The sequence below is a fragment of the Acinetobacter sp. 479375 genome (assembly GCF_000581715.1).
GTDB classification, from domain to species: Bacteria; Pseudomonadota; Gammaproteobacteria; order Pseudomonadales; family Moraxellaceae; genus Acinetobacter; species Acinetobacter ursingii.
Map to the genome: position 1 here is coordinate 192,174 of NZ_JEZN01000001.1, position 22,243 is coordinate 214,416.

Annotated in this window: 21 protein-coding genes; 9 read left to right on the top strand and 12 right to left on the bottom strand. The window is 38.4% G+C overall.

Annotation, left to right across the window (positions count from 1 at the left end; all coding sequences use genetic code 11):
- Nucleotides 1–19: 19 nt before the first annotated feature.
- Genes J500_RS00935 through J500_RS00950 form a run of 4 tightly spaced genes read right to left on the bottom strand, consistent with a single transcriptional unit; the run spans nt 20 to nt 4,767 of the window.
- Entirely contained in the window at nt 20–868 is an 849-nt protein-coding gene (locus J500_RS00935; protein ID WP_004997074.1) for a MetQ/NlpA family ABC transporter substrate-binding protein, read from the bottom strand.
- 15 nt (nt 869–883) lie between these two features.
- Nucleotides 884–2,296, bottom strand: coding sequence for an LLM class flavin-dependent oxidoreductase (locus tag J500_RS00940; RefSeq protein WP_034697728.1), 1,413 nt, complete (start codon nt 2,294–2,296; stop codon nt 884–886).
- Entirely contained in the window at nt 2,296–3,543 is a 1,248-nt protein-coding gene (locus J500_RS00945) for an SfnB family sulfur acquisition oxidoreductase (protein WP_004997077.1), read from the bottom strand. The genes J500_RS00940 and J500_RS00945 overlap by 1 nt, the downstream gene beginning before the upstream one ends.
- A gap of 12 nt (nt 3,544–3,555) precedes the next feature.
- Nucleotides 3,556–4,767: an SfnB family sulfur acquisition oxidoreductase gene (locus J500_RS00950; protein ID WP_004997080.1), complete on the bottom strand. Its 1,212-nt coding sequence runs from the start codon at nt 4,765–4,767 to the stop codon at nt 3,556–3,558.
- Nucleotides 4,768–5,168: 401 nt separating this feature from the next.
- Here J500_RS00950 and J500_RS00955 point away from each other — a divergent pair, with 401 nt between their 5' ends.
- Together J500_RS00955 and J500_RS00960 are read left to right on the top strand one after the other, a co-directional pair.
- Nucleotides 5,169–5,933: a glutathione S-transferase family protein gene (locus J500_RS00955; RefSeq protein WP_004997088.1), complete on the top strand. Its 765-nt coding sequence runs from the start codon at nt 5,169–5,171 to the stop codon at nt 5,931–5,933.
- A 358-nt stretch (nt 5,934–6,291) separates the two neighbouring features.
- Nucleotides 6,292–7,662: an NAD-dependent succinate-semialdehyde dehydrogenase gene (locus J500_RS00960; protein ID WP_034697730.1), complete on the top strand. Its 1,371-nt coding sequence runs from the start codon at nt 6,292–6,294 to the stop codon at nt 7,660–7,662.
- A 65-nt stretch (nt 7,663–7,727) separates the two neighbouring features.
- Here the strand turns inward: J500_RS00960 and J500_RS00965 are convergent, their stop codons facing one another.
- Nucleotides 7,728–9,185 (bottom strand): DASS family sodium-coupled anion symporter, encoded by a 1,458-nt coding sequence (locus J500_RS00965; protein WP_034697732.1) that lies wholly within the window; start codon nt 9,183–9,185, stop codon nt 7,728–7,730.
- 241 nt (nt 9,186–9,426) lie between these two features.
- Between J500_RS00965 and J500_RS00970 the strand changes: the two genes are divergently transcribed.
- The gene (locus J500_RS00970) at nt 9,427–10,416 is read left to right on the top strand and encodes an ion transporter (RefSeq protein ID WP_044435397.1); all 990 of its coding nucleotides are present in this window, start codon (nt 9,427–9,429) and stop codon (nt 10,414–10,416) included.
- Nucleotides 10,417–10,447: 31 nt separating this feature from the next.
- Here the strand turns inward: J500_RS00970 and J500_RS00975 are convergent, their stop codons facing one another.
- A complete protein-coding gene (locus tag J500_RS00975; protein ID WP_034697736.1) occupies nt 10,448–11,650 on the bottom strand; it encodes an MFS transporter in 1,203 nt (400 codons plus the stop codon).
- Between the two features lie 210 nt (nt 11,651–11,860).
- Here J500_RS00975 and J500_RS00980 point away from each other — a divergent pair, with 210 nt between their 5' ends.
- From J500_RS00980 to J500_RS00990, 3 genes are all read left to right on the top strand, one after another.
- Nucleotides 11,861–12,298 (top strand): hypothetical protein, encoded by a 438-nt coding sequence (locus tag J500_RS00980; RefSeq protein WP_034697739.1) that lies wholly within the window; start codon nt 11,861–11,863, stop codon nt 12,296–12,298.
- Nucleotides 12,299–12,628: 330 nt separating this feature from the next.
- A complete protein-coding gene (locus J500_RS00985) occupies nt 12,629–13,549 on the top strand; it encodes a LysR family transcriptional regulator (protein ID WP_004997099.1) in 921 nt (306 codons plus the stop codon).
- Nucleotides 13,550–13,835: 286 nt separating this feature from the next.
- A complete protein-coding gene (locus J500_RS00990) occupies nt 13,836–14,876 on the top strand; it encodes a sensor domain-containing diguanylate cyclase (RefSeq protein ID WP_034697742.1) in 1,041 nt (346 codons plus the stop codon).
- On the opposite strand, the gene J500_RS00995 is transcribed toward J500_RS00990, so the two are convergent.
- From J500_RS00995 to J500_RS01005, 3 genes are all read right to left on the bottom strand, one after another.
- Nucleotides 14,863–15,318 (bottom strand): DUF441 domain-containing protein, encoded by a 456-nt coding sequence (locus tag J500_RS00995; RefSeq protein WP_161798701.1) that lies wholly within the window; start codon nt 15,316–15,318, stop codon nt 14,863–14,865. The genes J500_RS00990 and J500_RS00995 overlap by 14 nt on opposite strands.
- A 311-nt stretch (nt 15,319–15,629) precedes the next feature.
- Nucleotides 15,630–16,274, bottom strand: a complete 645-nt coding sequence (locus J500_RS01000; RefSeq protein WP_004997107.1) for a hypothetical protein — start codon at nt 16,272–16,274, stop codon at nt 15,630–15,632.
- A gap of 14 nt (nt 16,275–16,288) precedes the next feature.
- Nucleotides 16,289–17,257 (bottom strand): 5'/3'-nucleotidase SurE, encoded by a 969-nt coding sequence (locus J500_RS01005; RefSeq protein WP_004997109.1) that lies wholly within the window; start codon nt 17,255–17,257, stop codon nt 16,289–16,291.
- A 196-nt stretch (nt 17,258–17,453) separates the two neighbouring features.
- Here J500_RS01005 and J500_RS01010 point away from each other — a divergent pair, with 196 nt between their 5' ends.
- The 3 genes from J500_RS01010 to J500_RS01020 all read left to right on the top strand — a co-directional run bounded on the left by J500_RS01010 (nt 17,454) and on the right by J500_RS01020 (nt 20,237).
- A complete protein-coding gene (locus J500_RS01010; RefSeq protein ID WP_004997113.1) occupies nt 17,454–18,287 on the top strand; it encodes a hypothetical protein in 834 nt (277 codons plus the stop codon).
- 23 nt (nt 18,288–18,310) lie between these two features.
- Nucleotides 18,311–19,084 carry a hypothetical protein gene (locus J500_RS01015; protein WP_004997118.1) on the top strand — a complete coding sequence of 258 codons (774 nt, stop codon included), beginning with the start codon at nt 18,311–18,313 and terminating at the stop codon, nt 19,082–19,084.
- A gap of 442 nt (nt 19,085–19,526) precedes the next feature.
- Nucleotides 19,527–20,237 carry a pseudouridine synthase gene (locus tag J500_RS01020; protein ID WP_004997119.1) on the top strand — a complete coding sequence of 237 codons (711 nt, stop codon included), beginning with the start codon at nt 19,527–19,529 and terminating at the stop codon, nt 20,235–20,237.
- A 2-nt stretch (nt 20,238–20,239) separates the two neighbouring features.
- Here J500_RS01020 and J500_RS01025 read toward each other — a convergent pair whose 3' ends face one another.
- The 3 genes from J500_RS01025 to J500_RS01035 all read right to left on the bottom strand — a co-directional run bounded on the left by J500_RS01025 (nt 20,240) and on the right by J500_RS01035 (nt 22,121).
- Nucleotides 20,240–20,683, bottom strand: a complete 444-nt coding sequence (locus tag J500_RS01025; protein ID WP_004989495.1) for a GNAT family N-acetyltransferase — start codon at nt 20,681–20,683, stop codon at nt 20,240–20,242.
- A gap of 108 nt (nt 20,684–20,791) precedes the next feature.
- Entirely contained in the window at nt 20,792–21,100 is a 309-nt protein-coding gene (locus J500_RS01030; RefSeq protein WP_004989494.1) for a type II toxin-antitoxin system RelB/DinJ family antitoxin, read from the bottom strand.
- An 88-nt stretch (nt 21,101–21,188) separates the two neighbouring features.
- Nucleotides 21,189–22,121, bottom strand: coding sequence for an RluA family pseudouridine synthase (locus tag J500_RS01035; RefSeq protein ID WP_034697747.1), 933 nt, complete (start codon nt 22,119–22,121; stop codon nt 21,189–21,191).
- Between the last annotated feature and the right edge of the window lie 122 nt (nt 22,122–22,243).

Here is a 22,243-nt window from a genome sequence, read left to right on the forward strand (position 1 = left end):
TTAACTCCATGAATGTAAGTTATACCCAACCTGGGAACCAAAGTTTTGGCCCCAAATCTTCATTCAGCGCTGCTTTAACCGCAGGCGAAGTTTGATAAATTTCGACAAATTTTTTCAATTTATCGCCTTTGTCCTGATAATCATCACGCACCACGAATAAAATCGCATAACGTTTATTGGTAGTATCGTCCAGCACTAAGGCACTTTCAGGATCAGCGGTTTTGGCCAAACGTAAATAATGTGGATAGCCAAAGGCTAAATCGACATCATCAATGGCACGTGCCGTTTGTGGGCCTTCTACTTCAATAAATTGTAAGTTTTTAGGATTCGATGAGATATCGCTTAACTTGGATAAATAATTATTTGGATCTTTTAGTTGAATCAGTTTGGCTTGTTGTAACAGCAATAACGCGCGTCCTTGATTGACAGGATCGTTTGGAATGACCACGCGTGCATTTTGTGGCAAAGCATCCAGACTTTTATATTTTTTGGAATACAGTCCGACATGCGAAGCTGCACCTACGCCAAACGCTTTAAGCTTATAGCCTGTTTCTTTAATGGCATTGTTTAAAAAAGGTTGGTGCTGGAAAAAATTGGCATCAATATCGCCATTATTCAAGGTAATATTCGGGGTATTCCAATCGGAAAATTCAACCAGCTTAACATGAATGCCTTGTTTCTCTGCTTCTTTAGCCGCAGCCTGTAAGGGATGCGCAAAGGGTGGGCTAATGCCAATCACCAACTCTTCATTCTGCGTTTGGCGTTGTTTATTCCAGATGAATAAACCAATAATTAAAATGACAAAAATTGCCCCGAATATAATCAGTTTTTTGTTCGATGAACGTGATGTGAAAGATGATTGAGTCATCTGATACTCCAAAATTTAAGCGCTAATATGTTGTGAAAGGTGAGAAGATTTTTCTTGTTGTAAAGGTCGACATCGGAAGGCATCGGCAGGGGGAGATGCAGCAAGACGATCACCTTGTTGATGCAGTTTGTGTCGTAAAGAACCCGCTTGATATTCCGTTTTATAACGTCCGCGTTGTTGTAATTCAGGAACCACTAAACGGATAAAATCCTGATGTGATTCTGGCGCGACAGTACGGGTCAAATTAAAACCGTCAATGTCTGTGTCATCCATCAAGTCAATCAGTTGCTGTGCGACATGGCTGCCACTCCCGACAATCAATGGATAACGTCCACCCAAAACATGCTGATTTTTTAGATCATTTTTCGTGATTTGCTGAGTTTTAAATTTTTCATTCACAGACGCGATACTGTTACTTTTTTGATAAGGAATCACTTCATCATCTGCAAATTTGGATAAATCCATGCCGACTGAACTGGCATAATGCGCAAGTCCCGCTTCTGGGCTGGCGTATTGACGATACTCTGCCAGTTTCTCCTGAGCGATTTGTTCTGTTTCTCCAGTGACCACGGTAATGCCCAGAAAAATTTTAATGTCACCGGCTTGGCGGCCTTGCTGTACCGCAAATTCACGAATTTTATCCACTTGCTGGCGAATTTTTTCAGGTTGATCGCCACCAATAAAAATACATTCGGCATGGGCTGTCGCAAATGCTAATCCACGCGGGGAAGCGCCTGCCTGAAATAAAACAGGAGTACGTTGCATGGAGGGTGCAACCTGAAACACACCCTGACTTTGGTAAAAACGTCCTTGATGCTGAATTTCATGAACTTTACTCGGATCAGTGAAAATACGACGTATTTTGTCTTTTTGAATCGCATCATCTTCCCATGAACCTTCCCAATATTGATAGCAAAGCTGTAAAAACTCTTCGGCCTGTTCATAACGCAAATCATGATCTTTGAGACCTGAATGACCAATGAGACGTTCTGCGCTATCCAGATAGCCCGTGACAATATTCCAGCCAATACGACCTTGTGTGAGATGATCCAGTGAGGCAAAACGCCGTGCAAATGGGTAAGGTGTTTCATAACTTAAATTGACCGTGATGCCAAAACCCAAGTGCTGGGTGACCGATGCCATTGCAGAAACCAAGGTACTAGGATCATGACTCGGCAGTTGAATTGATTCTCGTAAAGTCAGATCAATATTGTTTTGATAGACATCATAGACCCCTGTAATGTCCGCGATGAATAAGCCATCAAATAGTCCAGCTTCCAGAGTTTTTGCCAGCTCAGTCCAATAACTTAACTCGTTAAAACGATGTGACTGATCACGCGGATGCGTCCATAAACCATGATTGATATGACCGACACTATTCATATCAAAGGCATTCATTAGAATTTTCTTTTGTGATGTTTTTGTCATTACAATGTGCCTCTGCGTGGAGGCAGAATGCCATTTAAAATATAGTTTCCAATAAAGTAATATTTCCAACGCGCGGCATCATGTAAGGTATGAACGCGCGCATTTCGCCAGAAACGATCCAGACCATCCTCAGCCTGACTCCCTCGACTGCCTGCCAGTTCAATCAACTTTGATGAAGCTTTCAGAGCTGTCTCACTACTATGCGCTCGAACTTTTGCCACATCGATTGACGCTTTGGCAATCGTTTCAGCATTGGTTTGTAATTTTGCTGCATCAATGGAGTGTGCCGCCTGTTTCAGTAAAACCTCACTGGCACGAACATCGGTGGCAACACGGCCAAGCTCATAAATCGTGAGTGGATCTTCGGCGGCACTTTCAACATTGGAATCGATCCACGGACGTGCCTGATGTACCCGTTTTAGAGTTTCTTCAAAAGCAGCGCGGGCGATCCCCACTTCAATCGCTGCATGCATAATTTGTGCAAATGACCCCACCAGAGTCGGTTGCTGAAAAGCTGTATCGAATGGAATGACATCTTCGGCAGCAACCAAGACTTGATGAAACTTGACACTTCCACTGCCTGTGACACGTTGACCAAAACCGGTCCAGTTATCAATTAAACTCAGCCCTTCACTTTGACGTTGCACAAAAGCTAGATATTCACGACCTTCGGCATCCACCACTAAGGTCGGAATACGATGCGCAAATAAACTCCCCGTGCAGTAAAATTTTTCACCATTAATCAGATAACCCTCTTTAACAGGGATCAGCGCTGTTTGTTTTAAACTGGCATTTTTCGGTTTAAATTCTGCCAATGCATTGCCAAAACGGGTGCCATCGAGAACTTCCTGATATAACCGTTGTTTTTGTGCTTCGGTTCCTGTATTTCTTAACACTTCCAGCGCATAAAAATGGTTTTGCGGAATCTGACCAATTGATCCATCAACGCCACTCAATAACGCAATAATTTTGGCAACCGTGAGGCTAGATACTTCTGCACCACCATAACGTTTGGGGACTGTAATCGCCCAGAGTCCAGATTGACTAAAAGCCTCAATTTCAGCAAAAGGTAAGATACGCTGTGCATCACGTTCGATACTTTGAGTTTTAAATTGCTCGGCAAGTTGCTGTGCGACGTCAAGTGCTTCAGCATCATTTTGAATCACACGCACCGCAGAATAATGTTGGGTACTGGGATGATTAACAAGATCATTTTCCGCTTGATGAATGGCTTGATAAGAGGTCATTTTATTATCTCCTTAGATCCATGCATGACGAGCAGGCAAAATACCGTTCAGGTAATAGTTGCCAATGGCGTGTATTTTCCAGCGCACGGGATCATGCAGCGTATGCACGCGTGCATTACGCCAGTGTTGATCAAGATTAAATTGGCTCAAGCTGGCACGACTACCGCCCAGTTCCAGTAATTTTTCTGAAATCTGTAAGGCTGCATCATTGGCATAGACTTTGGCTTCTGCCACTAAAATGGATGCTTTGGCTGCTTGTTGTTCGGTGACTTGACCTAATTGATCCAGTTCATCCAGATACTCAGCTGCTTCATCCAGAAGTAAAATTGCAGCATTGAGGAGAATATCTAGCTTGCCCGTTTCTTGCAGTGTATAAGGTTCCAGACTGGCCTTTTCCACCTGTGCATCGAGAATAGGACGGGCTTTTTTCACGGCTGAAATAAGATCCGCAAAAGCCGCTTCAGCGATTCCGACATCAATGGCGACCTGTAATAATTGTGAATACGCACCACGATAGGTGGGTGCCTGAGTTAAAATACGTTCATCAAAAATCAAGTCTGGATCAACGATGACCTGATGCAGTTTTACCGTGCCACTTGCCGTGGTTCTTTGTCCAAAGCCATTCCAGTTATTGATGATTTCAATCCCGTCACTGTGTCGGTCTACAATCACCAAAACCACATGACCCTCTGGATGAATGGCTTTAATCGCAAGCCAGTGCGCAAAAATACTGCCTGTTGAGTAAAATTTTTCACCATCCAGATAATACTTGCCATTTTTAAGCGTGAGGGTGGTCTGTAGTGTTTTTGAATCTTTGGTATGACGTTCAGGGCCGCCATTAGCAAGGCGTTTACCCGACAGAATTTCATTAAAAATAAAATGTTTTTGTGATTCTGTTCCCATCAGATCAATTAAATTCAGTAAGCTAATTTGATTTTGAGGAATTTGCCCAACACTTGAATCTGCCTTATTTAAAATCCGAAATACCTGAGCCAGTGTTTTATTGGACACGAAAGCGCCACCGTAACGTTTAGGAATACGAATGCCGCCTAAACCTTTTAGGCTAAATTGATCAATTTCTTCAAAGGGCAAAATCCGCTTTTGATCACGTTGATTACGACCTTCCAGCGCAAAATCTGCAACTTGATAAGCTGCATTAATTGCTTGTTGATCGTTTTGAATGACTTGAACCGATCGGGTAGGATAGAAATTTAACTCAGACATAATGATACCTACTATAGATAGGGGTACCTTAGAAAAAATATACCTAATGGTTAAACGAAGTATTGCGCGTAGTTTATGAAGAAAAGTGCTTAATCATTTTTGATCTAAATTAAGTTGTTTTTTGAATAACATGAAATTGATAAAAATCAACAATATATTTATTTTTGATAATTTGAATTTTGGTTTTTTATATCGTATTTATTTATTTTAAAGATATCTAGCGCGGAAAAACATATAAATTATAGGTATCCAAATCAGATTGCAGATTGTGCCAATAGACGATTTCGCCCAATGTTTGGCACAAAAAGTACATTGTTTTCATTTTGGGTTACTTTTAAAGTAAGCAAAACAAGATGTTGTTTTTTAAAATTGTTTGACTAAAAAAATAAATTGGAGTTTTTATGCGGGTTTTATACCAGTTTCCTTTGTCCCATTATTGTGAAAAAGCTCGCTGGTTACTTGATCATAAGGAATTGGATTATGTTGCGCATAACTTGATTCCTGGTTTCCATCGTGCTTTTGCCCAGTTAAAAACCGGTCAAAATAAACTTCCGATTTTAAAAGATGATAAAAGATGGATTGCTGAATCAACTCAAATTGCGTTGTATCTGGATGATCACTACCCCGAACATTCATTATTACGTCGAGATCCGCAGTTACGTGAGCTGGCTATTGAGATCGATAAAATTGCTGACGAACTAGGCGTTCATGTACGTCGCTGGAGTTTGGGGCATGCACTGACGCATGGTGATGAAGCGCTTGAAATCATGATGGGTGAGCAGGGTTATTTGCGTCAGTTTGAAAAATTTTCAAAACCGATTTTGAAAACTTTAGTGACCAAAAGCTATGAGCTTCAGGAAGAAAAGATTGCTCAATCCAAACTGCGTATGGATGAATTGGTATTGGTCTTGAATGAACGCCTTATTGATAATTTTGGACGTTATTTGGTTGGGGATCGTTTAGGGTTGGCCGATATTGCCGTTTGTGCAATGCTTGCGCCGATTCTGGAGCTGTCAGGAACACCGTGGGAACGGGAAAATAATGAAGTCAGTTCACCTGAATTACGTCAATATAAAGACTATTTGCTCAGTTTACCTTTGGGGCAATATGTACAACGAATTTATGAAACTGAACGTAATGCACGTGTAGATTGGCGTGGTATATAACTTAAACTTGATGCAATTTTCAGAAACCTGATTTGATCAATCAAATCAGGTTTTTTTATTTCTTATGGATGATTTTCTACATACAAAAAGAATGGATTTACTTACTCAAACGCTATCTAAACCAAGATTTTGTATCAATAAGTGAGGCTTTGAAGGCGTTTTGCTGCAAAGCCTATTCAATGTCTTTAACTCTCTTTAATGTGGGTGGGTGTACAAATAGTGCCGTGTTTTGGTGAATCATCTGATTAACAGATATGCAAACAAAATAACGCCACACAATGTTGCTCGACCAACGCATTTTGAAATGTTTAAACCATTCAAATTTCACTTAAGATAAACATAATGATTGGAGATAGCCATGAGTTATCAGTCGGTAAATCCTTTTAACGGTCAAATTCTTAAAACTTATGACTTTCATGATCAAGCTAAAATTGATGAAAGTCTGGATCATGCTGAAAAGCTATTAAAATCAGATTGGTCTAAAAAAGACCTGGAAAAACGCCTTGCGCTACTTAAAAAAGTGGCAAGTCAGTTAAGAGCAAATAAAGAAAAACTGGCACAACTTATGTCTACAGAAATGGGTAAGTTGATCAAACAGAGCCTTGGTGAAGTGGAGTTATGTGCCAATATTGCAGATTATTATGCACAAAATGCCGAGAAGTTTTTAAGCCCACAAAAGTATCCGACTGAAATAGGTGAAGCGTGGGTTGAACATCATCCACTGGGTGTGATTATGGCAGTCGAGCCGTGGAATTTTCCTTTTTATCAACTCATGCGGGTATTTGCGCCGAACTGCGCGATTGGTAATCCCGTCCTAGCTAAACATGCCAGTATCGTTCCGCAATGTGCAGAAGCCTTTGAAAAGATTATTCATGATTCAGGTGCACCAGCAGGCGTATGGACCAATCTATTTATTTCAACCGATCAGGTTGCTGAGATTATTAAAGATCCACGTGTACAGGGTGTTGCCTTGACCGGTTCAGAAGGTGCGGGAAGTAGTGTTGCCGAACAGGCGGGAAAATATGTTAAAAAGTCGACGCTAGAACTGGGCGGAAATGACGTTTTTATCGTATTGGATGATGCTGATTTGCAACGTGCGATTAAGGTCGGTTGTCAGGCACGTATGAATAATGCAGGTCAAGTTTGTACCGCAGCCAAGCGTTTTATTTTGCATGAAAAAATTGCTGAGCAATTTAAGCAAGGCATGATCGAAGCATTTAAAAACTTAAAAACAGGTGATCCACTAGATGAGTCGACAAGCTTGGGGCCTCTATCATCGGCTTCGGCAGCAGAAAACTTACATAAACAGGTAGTCAAGGCTGTTGATGCTGGAGCCACATTAGTATTGGGTGGTAAACCTATTGACGGAGCGGGTAACTTTTTTGAAGCGACTATTTTAGAAAATATTGAAGAAAGTAATCCTGCTTGGTATGAAGAGTTTTTTGGCCCAGTGTCTCAACTTTATGTCGCTAAAGACGACGATGAGATTGTAAAAATTGCCAATCAATCACATTATGGCTTAGGCGGTGCAATCCACTCTAAAGATATTGAGCGAGCAAAAAAACTAGCGTCACGTGTTGAAACAGGCATGATCTGGATTAATAGTTTGACTCAAACTGCACCAGAGTTACCTTTCGGTGGCGTAAAACGTTCAGGTTATGGTCATGAACTTTCTGAGCTAGGTTTTAATGAATTTGTACAAAAGAAATTGGTGGTCATTCCTGCATAATATTGCAAAAAAGCCTGTCATGATTTTTTATGACAGGCTTTTTAATGGGTGATAGAGCTGCAAATTTACCAGTAGCCCAGAAATTTCCACCAGATGCCACCAATGAGGATAAAAATCACAATATTGACCACACTCATGACAAAGCCTGCCTTCCACCATTCTCCCAAAGTGGTATAGCCAGACCCATAGATAATCGGTGAGGTACCTGTTGCATAGTGCGTAAGTGTCATCATAATACTGGATGCAGCCGCCATAATCAGTGCAAACAGCATTGGGGGAGCACCAAGTGCAATACCTGCTGTGTAAAAGGCAGCAAACATTGCGGTAATGTGTGCTGTAGTACTTGCAAACATATAATGCGCATACATATAGGTCAGTAACAGCAATAAACTTGCCAGTACCCAATTGAGTCCAAGATGTGCAATCTGGGCTTCAAGAACTCCAGAGAACCATGTAATAAGACCTAACTTATTTAAGTAGGTTGCCATCATCACTAAAGCAGCAAACCATGTGATGGTATCCCATGCACTTTTTTGAGTCAGGATATCTTCCCAAGTCAAAACCCCTGTTAAAAGTAAGAGGCTTAAACCAATAAATGCGGTCGTCGTCGCATCCACTGACCACGCATCACCCAAGATCATGGCAGGAATACCAGCCCAAAGTAATAGCATGATGCCAAAGACACCTAACATGATAATCTCAGGTAGGGTCACTTTCCCCATTTCCTTCAGTCGTTCTTTTGCAAATTGTGCTGAATTTGGCGTTCGTTTAATTTCAGGTGGATACATGAGATAGATAATAATCGGCATAACAATAAGCGCTATGATTCCTGGAAGGATCATGGCAATTGCCCATGTTGTCCAACTGAGGTAAATCTGGGTATTGGTCGCTTTTGCGACCAGATCTACCACCAGCGGATTAGGTGCTGTTGCAGTAACAAACATGGCAGAGGTAATCGGATTGGCATGATAATTGACCAAAGCCAGATATTTCCCCATACGACCCTCAGTGCCTTTGGCGGGGTCTGAATCATAACTGGTCGCAATAGCGCGAACAATCGGATGGATAATCCCACCGCCACGTGCCGTATTGCTTGGCGTAACAGGAGCAAGTATGAGTTCGGATAACACCATGCTATAACCGATACCAATGGTTCGTTTACCCCATACTGCAATAAATAGATAACCTAAACGTGCTCCAAGCCCTGTTTTTTGAAGCCCTTTGGAGATCATGATCGACACCCCAATCAGCCAGATAAGGGGATTGGCAAAACTACTTAAAGCGTCCTTAATGGCTTCACTGGGTTTTGGGTTGGTGACGCCCGTAACGGCAACTAGCGTAATGGCAATCATCGCAATTGCTCCAATCGGAAGTGCTTTCCCGATAATGGCAGCAATTACCCCTACAAACATGGCCAATAAATGCCAAGCTTCAGGCGTTACTCCTTGAGGGACTGGAATAATAAACCAGATGATAAGTGTTAATGCACAGGATATTGCAGCTGGAATTGGTTTAAAGCCCATAAAAAACCGCCTTATTATGAATAGATTAACGTTATAATTTATATAGTTAGTATTGTTAAACTGCACGCAAACGCATTTGAGTTTATGATTTTATTATGAAAGAGTCTTGCTCTATTACCAAATGAAGAATTGTTGCCTGTCTGTTAATGCATTCTCACTAGGATTTAGCTAAAAGCTGACACAAATACAGTGAGCATGTTAAATTGTGCCGAGTATTGAGCATAATTATAAGTTTTTATTTATGGTGACTAAATTTTCCTTACGTCATTTACGTCGTTTTGTTTTTAATAATTTACAGAATCATGATTATGAAAGTCACTTAAGTCGCCTACTGAATTTCTTTTTGATATTTTTGATTGTTGCAAATGTTTTAGCCGTCATGTTGGAGTCGATTGATTCCATTTATTTTGCGCACAAAAAACTCTTCGATGTATTTGAAACAGTTTCTATCGCTCTATTTACAATTGAATATTTATTGCGCTTATGGTGTGTTGCAGAAGAGCATCCAGATCAACCTGCATGGAAAACACGATTGCAATGGTTTAGTAGTGGTGGTGCGATTATTGATTTATTGGCGATTTTACCCGCATATCTCAACTTTATAGTACCAATTGACCTACGTTTCTTGAGAATTTTAAGATTACTGCGTCTGTTAAAGTTGACCCGTTATTTCGTTTCACTCCAGATTTTACTTGCGGTTATTGAGCGTGAAAAAGGTTCATTTCAGGCAGTTGTATTTATTTTGCTGATTATGATTGTTATGGCTGCGGGTGGTATCTATGTGGTTGAAAATAAAGCACAGCCCGGAGTATTTAGCTCTATTCCCGAGGCAATGTGGTGGGCAGTTGTTACGCTGACTACAGTCGGCTATGGCGATGTGACTCCAGTCACCAATATTGGCAAATTATTGGGCGCTGTGATTACGATTTTAGGTGTTGGTTTGGCTGCATTGCCAGCAGGTATTTTGGCGACTGGTCTTGCAAATGAATTAAGTTTACGTAATCAAAAACTTGCTCAGGAGTTTAGAAATTTGCTGATTTCAAATCAGATAGACTATCTAAATGAAACAAAGGAAATCGAAAAAATCCGTAAACGGATAGGCTTAAGCAAAGAGCAAACCAATGAAGTGATTATGCAATTGATTCGTGAAAAAGATTTGGAAGAGCAGGAACAACAAAAGAAAGCCTTTAAATATTGTCCTCATTGCGGTGAAAAGTTGCCAGAGGCATGAGGTCACTGAAATTGATCTCATGCCAAAGATTTTATTTCTTATATTTTTCTACAGCAAAGGCGATCAATAAAATCACTAATCCGCCAAGACTTAGAACAAAACCCACCCAGATAGGTGCGATCCAGCCCATCTGATGACTCAAGACCCATCCACCTAAAAAAGCGCCTAACGCATTCGCCAAATTAAAGGCTGAATGGTTAAGAGATGCCGCCAAACCTTGGGCTTCGCCAGCAACATCCATTAAGCGCATTTGTAAAGTTCCGCCTAAACCCATGACCGTGATTCCAATCAAAAACAAGGCAAAAATCGCAGTATAAAGCTGGCTCATCATGAAACTGGCTAAAACAAAAGCAAGTGCCGAACTAATAAGCACGGCTACAATGGTTTTATTCAAATTTCGATCGGCCAGCCAACCTGCCAGTAATCCTCCAATCACCATACCAACGCCCCAGATGGCTAAAGCAATCGGAACGATATCGATACTGACTTGGGTATATTCAGTCAAAATAGGTGAGACATAACTATAGACCGAAAACATACCGCCAAACCCAATTGCACCCACAGCAAGCGTGAGCCACATATGGATATTTTTCAGTCCTGCTAACTCGGTTTTAACACTGGCTGTTGAATGGACTGGTATTTGGGGTACAAAAATGGCAATGGCAACTAAGGTAACAAAAGCAATAATTGAGGAAAATTCAAAGCCTGAACGCCAACCAAATTGTTGACCTAGCCATGTTGCCAATGGAACACCGAAAACTGTCGCAATGGTTAGTCCCATCATCATCTGAGCAACAGCGGAAGCTCGTTTTTTGGAACCAGCCAGTTCTGCGGCAACCAATGCGCCTACACCAAAATAAGCGCCGTGTGGAAAACCCGCGATAAAACGTGAAAGTAAAACAGTTTCAGGTGTATGAGCCAAAGCAGTCAGAGCATTGGCAATGCCGTAAAACAACATCAAACCCAGTAATAACGACTTGCGTGGAATGCGTGCAGCTAAAATAGCAATAACAGGCGCACCAATCACCACGCCAAGTGCATAAGCACTGATAAAATGACCTGCATCTGGAACACTAATATGTAGATCTTTGGCAATTTCCTGAATCAGTCCCATTGCAACAAATTCAGTTGTTCCGATACAAAAGCCACCAATCGCTAATGCTAAAATGACCCAAAATAATGAATATTGTCGGGGTGAACCCGAAGCAATCGATGTATTTGATTTAGCTGACATAAAAAATTGAGAGAAATGGGAGAATAATCAAGAAATAATTATAGTGGAAAGGGATTGTAATAGTTAACTAATTTACTCGGGATTAAAGATTTTTAACATCTTTACAGCGATAAATAATGATTGAAAAAAGTTATATACAATATATATTTGCATGCTGCATTACGGGGTTTTAATGCGGTCATGGAGTTAATCAGAATAATGAGTATGAAGATGTTAAAAAAATGTATGGCTGTGGGGTTGCTGGTATCTGTATTGACTAGTAGTGGTTGTGCTGTAGTCATGGCAAGTAATCAGCCCAGTAAGAAAAATCTAAGTGTTTTAAATACAGGTATTTCACGTAATCACGTGATTGCTGAGTTTGGTGCACCTGTTGCAAGTGAATATAAAGATGGTCAACGTGTAGAAATTTATACTTTCCAACAAGGTTATTCTAAAGCAAATAAAACCAGTCGTGTGATTTGGCATGGCTTAGCAGATGTCGCTTCGATTGGTTTGTGGGAAGTCATTGGAACGCCTGCGGAATCATATTTTGATGGGAAGAAACTTTCTTATCAGGTGATATTTGATCAAAACGATAATGTTGCAAGTCATCAGTTACTTTCAATGGTTGCTCAATCACAAACTCAAGTTAATGATGTTGCACAATAACTTCATGATGAATTTGATAGATCAATCGTTCTGATAAAAAAGCTCTAGGTCAACGTTGACCTAGAGTGTCTGGAGTTTTTGATTATAGTTTTTTATATTTATTATTTTAAAATTTATAACATTTTTATTTTCAATATTTTAGTAAGAATTTAGCATCCAGGTTATTTGATCTGTCAAAATGGAACTAGAAGATGATTTTGTTTTAAAGTCATATAAGTTGAGTCATATTCATGTAGTGAACGAATAATGAAATAAAATTTAGGTTGAAACAAGCTAATAAATTTCATGATATAATGAATAATATTCATTCTTTTGTTTTGATTCGACTTTATGCTTGAAATTCGCCATCTTAAAACGCTTCTGGCTTTACGTGAGCATGGTTCACTGGTCGCTGCTGCAAATGATTTGTGTCTAACACCTTCAGCAATTTCACATCAACTGAAAGAACTTGATCATTGGTATGGGGTCGAAGTCGTCAATCGTCGTAGTCGACCTGTAACCTTTTCAAATGTGGGGCAACGCTTATTAAAACTTGCCGATGATGTGTTACCACAAATTCAAATTGCACAAAGTGATATCACGCGTATTGTGCATGGGCAGACAGGACGTATTATTTTTTCGTCTGAGTGCCACAGTTGTTTTGACTGGTTAATGCCATTATTAAATCAATATCGTCAACAGTATCCTGATGTCGATCTGGACTTTGCTTCGGGTTTTGAAGCCAATCCACATGAACTTTTACAAACAGGTGAATTCGATTTACTCATTACCGCAGATCCGATTGCGCTTAAAGGGATTGAATATTTTCCGATTTTTGAATATGAATCACGTTTGGTCTTATCCAATACGCATCCTTTGGTGCGTAGCGAAAATATCACGGTACAAAATTTAGCTGAAGAAACGTTGATCACATATCCTGTTGATAAACATCGTCTGGATATTATGGCGCATCTATTTCTTCCTGCAAATATCCAGCCTAAAGCCATCCGTACCACCGATTTAACTCAGATGCTCATTCAACTGGTGGCCAGTGGGCGTGGTATTTCAGCTTTGCCTGATTGGGTGGTGAATGAATATGAGCAAAAAGGCTGGGTGACAAGTCGTCGTTTGAGTTGTGTTGCACCACAAGGCTTGCGCCGTACTTTATATGCGGGTTATCGGACTGACGAGAAAGAAAAAAGCTATTTTGAAGGTTTCTTGAAACAGTTGGAAAAATTTTCTCAGAAAAGAATAAATTATTATTCGTCCTAATCATAAGACTTCTTTCATCATTGTTTAAACCTTCTTTATTTTTCTTCAATAGAGAGAAATAAAAGGGACTTATGAAAGAAGTCTGTATTCTTTCTAAGAAAGACTCTTGGACATTATTTAAATTGTAGGCCATTCGGCAGATTGATTAAAAGTGCCCTTTTTGAGCGCATAAGTCTGTTTATTTTCTATGCATTTTTCATAATTAGTCGTAAAATTCCCTCCCATCACTTCCTTATTATTTTAATAGTCAAAAAGTCATCATTTTTAATACGGGTTAGGGCTTAGAATGTCAGGTAAATTTCAACCGACAGTCGAACAATTACTTTCTGTGATCAAGACACAGACTGAAATTGTAAAATTGGGACTAGATTTAGACTCAGTGATGACCGTGGTTGCCCAACAGTCAAAGAATATTATTGAAGCTGATGGAGCAATTATTGAACTCTTAGAAACCAATGAAATGGTGGTTCATTCAGTATCTGATCATAATTTAAATCTACTAGGTCATCGCATAAAAGTTAAAAATACTCTTTCGGGGCTTTGTATTGAAAAAAAAGAAATCTTATATAGTCCAGATACTGAGACAGATCCAAGAGTGGATGTATTTGCCTGTCGTTATGTAGGACTTCGTTCAATGGCGGTGGTTCCACTTATTCATTGTGAAGAACCTTTAGGCGTTTTAAAAATATATTCAAAAAAAGTAGCCGCTTTTGCAGAAGGAGACTTACGACTACTCGAGCTGATGTCTGAACTGATTGCGGCCGCCATGTATCATGCAACACGATTTGGCACACAAGAACTCTATCGTATGGCGACTCAGGATGTGCTCACTGAGCTTTCCAATCGCAGTCATTTTTTAGATCATTTCAGAAGATGTCTTGCTTCAACTCAATCCACTCAGAATTATTTTGCTTTGTTAATGATTGATATGGATGGTTTGAAACAAATTAATGATCAGTATGGACATCGGGTTGGTGATGCTGCTTTAAAAGAATTTGCCCAAAGATTAAAAATGGTGATTCGTGTTCAAGACCATCTGGCTCGTATTGGAGGAGATGAGTTTGCCATTATTCTTACTCAATTAGCTGATCCAAAACTAAGTTTGAACGTAGTTGATCGAATTGATGCAATTGGTGATCAAGAATTTATCTTTGAAAATAAAAACTTGAGTATTCGAGCCAGCACAGGGGTTGCAATTTATCCAACGCATGCAGACAGCGTTGAACAATTACTTGAATATGCAGATCAGCAAATGTATTTATCAAAACGATCAAAAAAACAGCCTGAAGACTTAAGTGGTTTTAATCAATTGATTATTGATAGCTAATCAGTAAAGACAAAATTCCTGCTGCAATCAATGGCCCGACAGGAACTCCTCGAAGTACGGCGACCCCCGCTACTGTGCCAATCAATAAACCTGCAACAACATCTGGTTGATTGGTCATGAGTTTAACACCGCGACCGCCCAACCACGCCACTAATAGACCGACTGCAATGGCTAAAATGGATTTGTAACTCAGGAATGATTTAAGAATCGTCTCACCACTTAATTTGCCGCTGGCGATAGGCGTAAGCACACCGATGGTTAAAATAATAACGCCAATATTTAAACCATGTTGTTGTAAATAAGGGAAAAATTGACTTAGTGGGGTAAGCTTAAAAAAGATTAGAACACCCGCAGCAATCGTGACTGCCGCATTTTGACTGAAAATACCACAAGCCAGTAAAACGAGTAAAACCAACAGATTGACATCAAGCTGTGACATGATCATGGTAATAAAAGCGTATATTGGGGGAGTGGTATATTGTATAACGATTTTTTATTTTACCAATGGTTGAAAAATATCATTTTTCTTTTTTAATATTTGATAATCACAGGCAATAAGGGATGTATATAGCTGAAGGCCATTATCTGTAAGATTAGCCACACATAGTTGAAGGGTATGAGTTGATTGAAAATATTTGCAGTAATGTCGGGATTGATTATATCTGTAGTTGCCGTTTGAGCTAAGTTATTGTAAATACTGGATATGAGAAATGATAACGTACTTAAGCTCGTTACCATTTCTCATTACATTTACTAATTTAAAAATGCCCAGACATCTTGTGATTCAAGTTTACTTGAAAGCATTCTAAAACTTGTTGGATCTAGATCGCCATCAACAACAATATAGCCTTGAGTATTATTTTTTAATAAATCACATTTATTATCTGTCAATGCATATATTGCGGTATTTGCCAGTTGGCTAGCAGTTATCACACCATTAAATGTACAGTTTGGATCTTTAGCGATCATCTGTCCGTTAGCTTTCACTTCGATAGGAATCGTCGTGCCATTGGAAAATGATAGGTTATAGAGTCCAATCAACTGATTAATATCCAGTTTTTCATCGACAATTTTTTCATAATGATCTAGCTTAATAACAAGATTTTTATCTTTCTGGTTACTTTGCCATGTTTTACTTTTTGCATCGTAACTCATCACGATTTGTGCACGATCTTGCTCATCATTGAGCACCAATAACTTGTCGCCATCTTGCCCTAAATAATACTTGCCAACCTGCGGTAAATCTTCATTGGTGACTGTACTAATAATGTATGTGCCGACTGGTAAGTTTGGGGCTAATTCGGGCGACTCAGCTATTGTACTTTGTTGATCCTTATGATCATCATTACAAGCAGTTAAACCTAAACTCAAAAACAAAGCTAATAAGTAACGTTTCATCAATTTATTCCCCTTTACTTATTAAATAACCCTTTTAATCGTATTTTTAGCCATTCTTGAGCTGCGGGTCGCTGCTCATAAGCAACTTGCATTGCCGTAACGGCAATCTTACTTTGCATGACAACACTTTCATCGGACATTTGAGTAGAAGCTGGGGTACTAGATGTCACATCAAAGCCTAAACCATATTGATTGTTTCCACTATTATCTTTACTTACATTAAATTTAAAATTGTATAAATCAAAAGTCCCAATTTTTGAAAAAGCAAAAGGAGTATTGGTTGTTAAATTCTTTGGAAAATTAACATTTAAAGTTATACCTTTGGCTAATAATGGTCCTTTACCCGCTTTACTTTGTAATTCTTTTAACAACACTACAGTTTGCTTCGCCACAATCACAGAATTGGCATTTTTTAAAGATTTATCATCAACTGTATTAGTATCTGCACTTAATGCAATGGATGGAATCCCACGACCTGCAGATAATTGAACATTACCAATAGTTCCAGAATGAATAACTACTTTTCCGACATTTTGTCCTTCATTGGGTCCTGAGAGGACTAGATCTGGTAATTTTCCCCAATGCTTTTTAGCAACAATATCTAAACCGTAAATGGTCGCCATTACAGGCGTTCCATGGACATAGTTCCAGTCACCATTGGTATAGCCCGCTTTAGTAAAAGTTCCAGCAGCAGGTGCTCCTATTGGAGCTGCACCATTATGACAGCCATTTTCTGCTGCAATTTGTTTATCATTGTCAGATGTTATTACAGTTGTACTATACATTACGATAGCACCTCCACGTCCACTTTGTGGTGAACAGGGTACTGAGACTAAAACATTATGGCCCTCTGTCTTTAACTCGTCGTATAAAGCTTTAATATTACTGGTTAGACCGTCATCATTAACTAATAATATATTCATTGCAAAAGCCTGTGTTGTACAAGCAGATAAAATAAGACTGCCCAATAAAATTTTTTTCATATCCAAACCATCGCATTATTCAATTAAGAAGTGGACAGTAATCAAAATATATTTAATTTTTATTACTATTGAAAATTATTTTATCAAAGCAAAACTTTAACTTTATTGTCATTAATTACAATTAAAATCCCAAAATTTCATGATTTTGAATCATTAAAATTCTTTTTTTAAACTTAAATATATCTTGGATTAGATAATGAGTGAATTTCCCAATAGTAATCGTAGAAAATTTCTAGCTATAGGTACAGCACTGGCTGCAGGAACTTTATTGAGCGGTTGCAATGATAATGACCAGCAGCAAGAAATAAGTAATCAAGAGCCAATAAATGACTCAAATTTACTAACACAAATTGAAGCTAAAATGAATCTACAACTAGGTGATGCTAAGCTCGCAAGTATTGTCTCTCCCATCATACTTGACTGTTGCTTCAACTGGGAATTACCACAAATTAAAGCGAATCAAATCAATAGTATTATTGGTTACGCTTTTGGTAATCGTCCTAATGAACAAAGTGGAAATACTTCTAGTAATGGTGGAAATCAAGCAGCAATGCCTGATCCTGGCCCAATGAATGAAGCACTTGCGGATACCATTTATAGTATATATAAATTAAAGCCTGTCAAAATTTATGCACAATGGGAAATTGCTCGTTTTTTAACATCTAAATATCATTTAGAGAAAGATGTATTAACTTCTATTGAGCCGATCATCGCGTCTGATGGAACTATTATCTATCTCAGTACTGACGATGTCGCCAATACAATTATTAAAATTTCTGGTGGAGCATCTGCGCTAGGTAATGCTGCTATTGTAGGTCATAGAGATCATGCAAAACGATGTATCTTGACTTCACAATTACGTGGAATACAGGCAGCTGTGGTTCAAGAGGTTCCTCTGCCAATTATTTATGATGAGCAGTCTGGACAACCTTGGACACGCAGTCGCGATCTATACCTCATTCACGATATATATGCACAGCTTTATACCAAAACAATTCTATTAACCAAGCAAGCATACCCTCAGGGCTAATACCTTATTTAGGACATCTTATAATGTTAACACGTCGACGTTTTCTTACTTTAGCGCCCTCTATTGTGGGGTTGTGCACAATCGGTTCCTCTGTCTTTGCAACAGTTTCAACTTTGGCTGCATCAGATGCTGAATTAAAGCGACAAATGTTAGGTAAATTAACGACTGAATTGAATGATGCTACTTTGGCAAATACACAGACTCAGAACCTGTTTAAGACATTATTTAATTGGGATACTGCTACTTTCGATTTGAATACAATTAATACAATCGTAGCTTATAGCTTTGGATGTCGCCCAGCATTGAATGGTAATACAATGCCAGAATCTGGACCTATTAATGAGCAAATTGCCGATGCAGTGTATATGCTTTATCAAATGAACCCAGTATTAATTTACGCGCAGTGGGAAGTGGCTTCTATCTTAAAGTCAAAGTATCACCTAGAGAGCGATAAAGTCATTTCAGTCGGTAATCCAACTATCAATACAAATGGGGTCGTTACGGCAAGTATTGATCAAGTGGCCGCTATGATTGTTAAGAAAGCAAGCTCGGGTACTAGTTTAGGTAAAGTTGCAATCTTTACTCATGCAGATCAACAATCTTTAGCTATTGATATATCTAAAATTTATGGAATGAATGCAGCAATACCTAAAGGAATCGTGATGCCAATAAATTATGATATCGATGCTTTGCCAGCACAGAATCGGAGGAGAGATTTATATATACTAACTAATCTTTCAACACGAATGGGTCTTCTCCGAACCCAATTAATTAATCAAAAATATCCTAATGGTTAGATTTTAGAGTTATCACATATTTTTTAAAAGTGTGGGTTAATTAATCAGTATATAATACATATAAGTATCTTGCTTGTATGTATTATTTTTTTAAATAAGGTTTATTTAAAATTTGTAAAATACAAGTCATATAAATAAAATAAGAATGATAAAATTAAATATAAGGCACGTTTATTTAAAATCATAATATCTTTAAATGATTATAAAGTTGATTAGAAGGTGCTTTTGTAGTCAAGTAAATAAGACTTATAAGGATTAAGATTTGATTAATAAATTTGCCAAGTTATTCAGACTTTACATTTGTATTGTTGCTTAGGTCTAGTTGATTTAAGCAAAGCTAAACTTTTAAATTTCTGTGGCAGTTGTACTATTTATGCCTATTTTGTCGCGTTAAATTTTAAAAATCAGTTAAACTATGCCATCGCTTATTTCGGATATTGTTATGCTCTTGGAAAAAATGTTGCAATCACAAGGTTTCGGTTCACGTAAACATTGCCAGCAACTGATTAAACATGGAGCAATAAGCATTCATGGCGAAGTGCAAACAGATCTAAAATGTCGTGTCGATGTGAAAGATTTAAATTTTTCAGTATATGGTCAAGATTATATTTATCGCGAAAAAGTGTATATTGCACTGAATAAACCCCAAGGTTTTGAATGTTCACATCAACCTCAGCATCACAAAAGCGTCTTTAATTTATTCCCAGAGATTTTAAGAGAACGTGGACTCGCTGCGGTTGGGCGTTTAGATCAAGATACAACAGGATTATTATTACTAACAGATGATGGTCAATTTTTACATGCGCTCACTCATCCTAAGCGTCATGTTCCAAAAGTCTATCATGTCACGACACTCGATCCGATTTCTCAGGAACAATTAATCGCGCTAGAAAATGGAGTTGAATTACATAACGAAAAAGGAATTTTTGCTGCAACAGATGTTCATTTATTAAATGAGTACCAACTCAGTTTAACCATTCATCAGGGTGTTTATCATCAGGTTAAACGTATGCTTGCCGCAGTAGGGAATAAAGTTCAAGCGCTGCATCGTCAGCAAATTGGTGAATTGGATTTGCCTGAGCTTGAATTAGGGGAGTGGGTTTATTTAAATAAAGAGCAAATTCAGGCAGCACAACAATCAAATTCACAGTGAAATTATTTAAGAAAACAGTGATAAGTAAGAAAAGCATCATCCTGAATAAATCCCATAGACTCATAAAGCCGTTGGGATTCGACGTTGGTTTTCTGAGTCTCCAGACTGATCCTTAATGCACTTTCATGTCGAGCAAATAATATTGCAGTATCGATGAGTTGTCTGGCAGATCCTTGACGACGATAAATGGGGGTCACATAGACATCGTCTAAAATATAATAATTTGAACAGGCGACAGAAGAAAAACCCAGATAAAGCAAGACAAAACCAGTAAAAACATCGTCTTTAACATGGATGAAGATGACACTTTCTTTATTTTCGAAGCGTTGTTTTAGAAAATTATAAGATTGTTTAAGATTAGATGAAGCACCGTAAAACTGACGATATTCATCAAATAACACCGCAAGCTGATTTAAATCTTCTAATGTCGCGCGTCTTACAATCATCTAATTTCTCCATATATTTTATTAATTATCCTAAACATGGAGAGCATAACGAAAAAATCTAAAGAAGAACGTTAAAACTTGTTTATATTTATAAATAGTAAAGCGTATTTATAGTTGATCACTTTCACCTAACAGTGCATTTAACTCTTCAAAAAATGCATCATCATCAAGTTCTGTATCTATAGCAGACCCATTGCTTTGCGTCGTTGCAGATTTCATTTTACGCAGCTTTAAGAGCTGTTCCATATTGATATTCTGGTTCTCAATGGTAAATGGAATAGACTTAGTTAAAACCACTTGCTTGAAAAAAAGACGAACTGCTTGAGCAGGTGTAATCCCCAGTTGCTTAAAAACAGCAAAGGCCTGTTTCTTTTCTTGTGAGTCAAGGCGAACCTGATAGACTTCTGTTTTTCGCATGAATAATAACCGAATGATTTTTTAATTTTAAAAAATTCATTGTAAACCAAGAAATTGTAATTTCAATATTTTGCACATAAAAAATCGTTCATTTGTCATTACTTTGGTATGACAAACTCAAATCAAATGTTGATTCAATACAAATTTTCTGACTATTGATGGGATCGGTGAACTCAATGCTTTTGGCTAAAAGTTGTAATGGCGCAGAAAAATCATCGTCTGGTTTATGCTGAACAGTAGGATAAAAAGGATCATTTTGAATCGGAATGCCCAAGTAATTGAGGTGAACTCGCAGTTGATGCTGTTTACCCGTATGGGGTTTTAATTGATATTTTGCCCATGTTTGATTATGCTCCAAACATTCAATCAAGGTTTCGCTATTGGGTTCACCGCAAGGATTAATCTGCATGGTATAAAAAGGTTGTCCTTTTTCCATACAGAGATTGAGAGTCTGGGGGAAAGATAATTCTGGATCATAAGCTGCAATTGCATGGTAAGTTTTTTGGACTTGTCGTTTGGCAAAAAGCGCCTGATAGGCGTGTCTAACTTCAGCTTTTTTACTAAATAGAACGATTCCTGCTGTTTCTCGATCAAGCCGATGTATTGGACTTAATTCTTCAATTCCAGTCTGATTTTTTAAGCGTACCAGTAATGTTTCCTGTACATATTGTCCTGTCGGGCTGATGGTTAAAAAATGTGGTTTATCGACAATTAATAAATGTTCATTTTCAAATAAAATTTGGTGCTCAAACGGAACATGAATTTCATGCGCCAAAAAACGATAATAAAAAATATGGGTATTGGCTTGATATGGACTATCGACTGAGAGTATTTGTCCAGTCGAATCATAAATCAAACCCTCTGTAAAACGTTGTCGCCATTCTTGTTCTAAAATATGTGCAAAATGTTTGCAGAGATATTGAAAAACCGTCTGAATAGTTTGATCTCGATCGTGGGGTAAGAAGACTTGACTGGCACTCACGCCATTGATCATCGGCGGTTTAAACTCAATTTTGTTCATGAAATGTGATAAAAATAAACAGATGTAAATGGCTTGTTTTAAAATAAAACAGATGTCCGCCTAGCGTAGGCTTTTAAAGCCTGAAAATGCTATCATATTCCGTTCTTCGATTCATGTCGTGT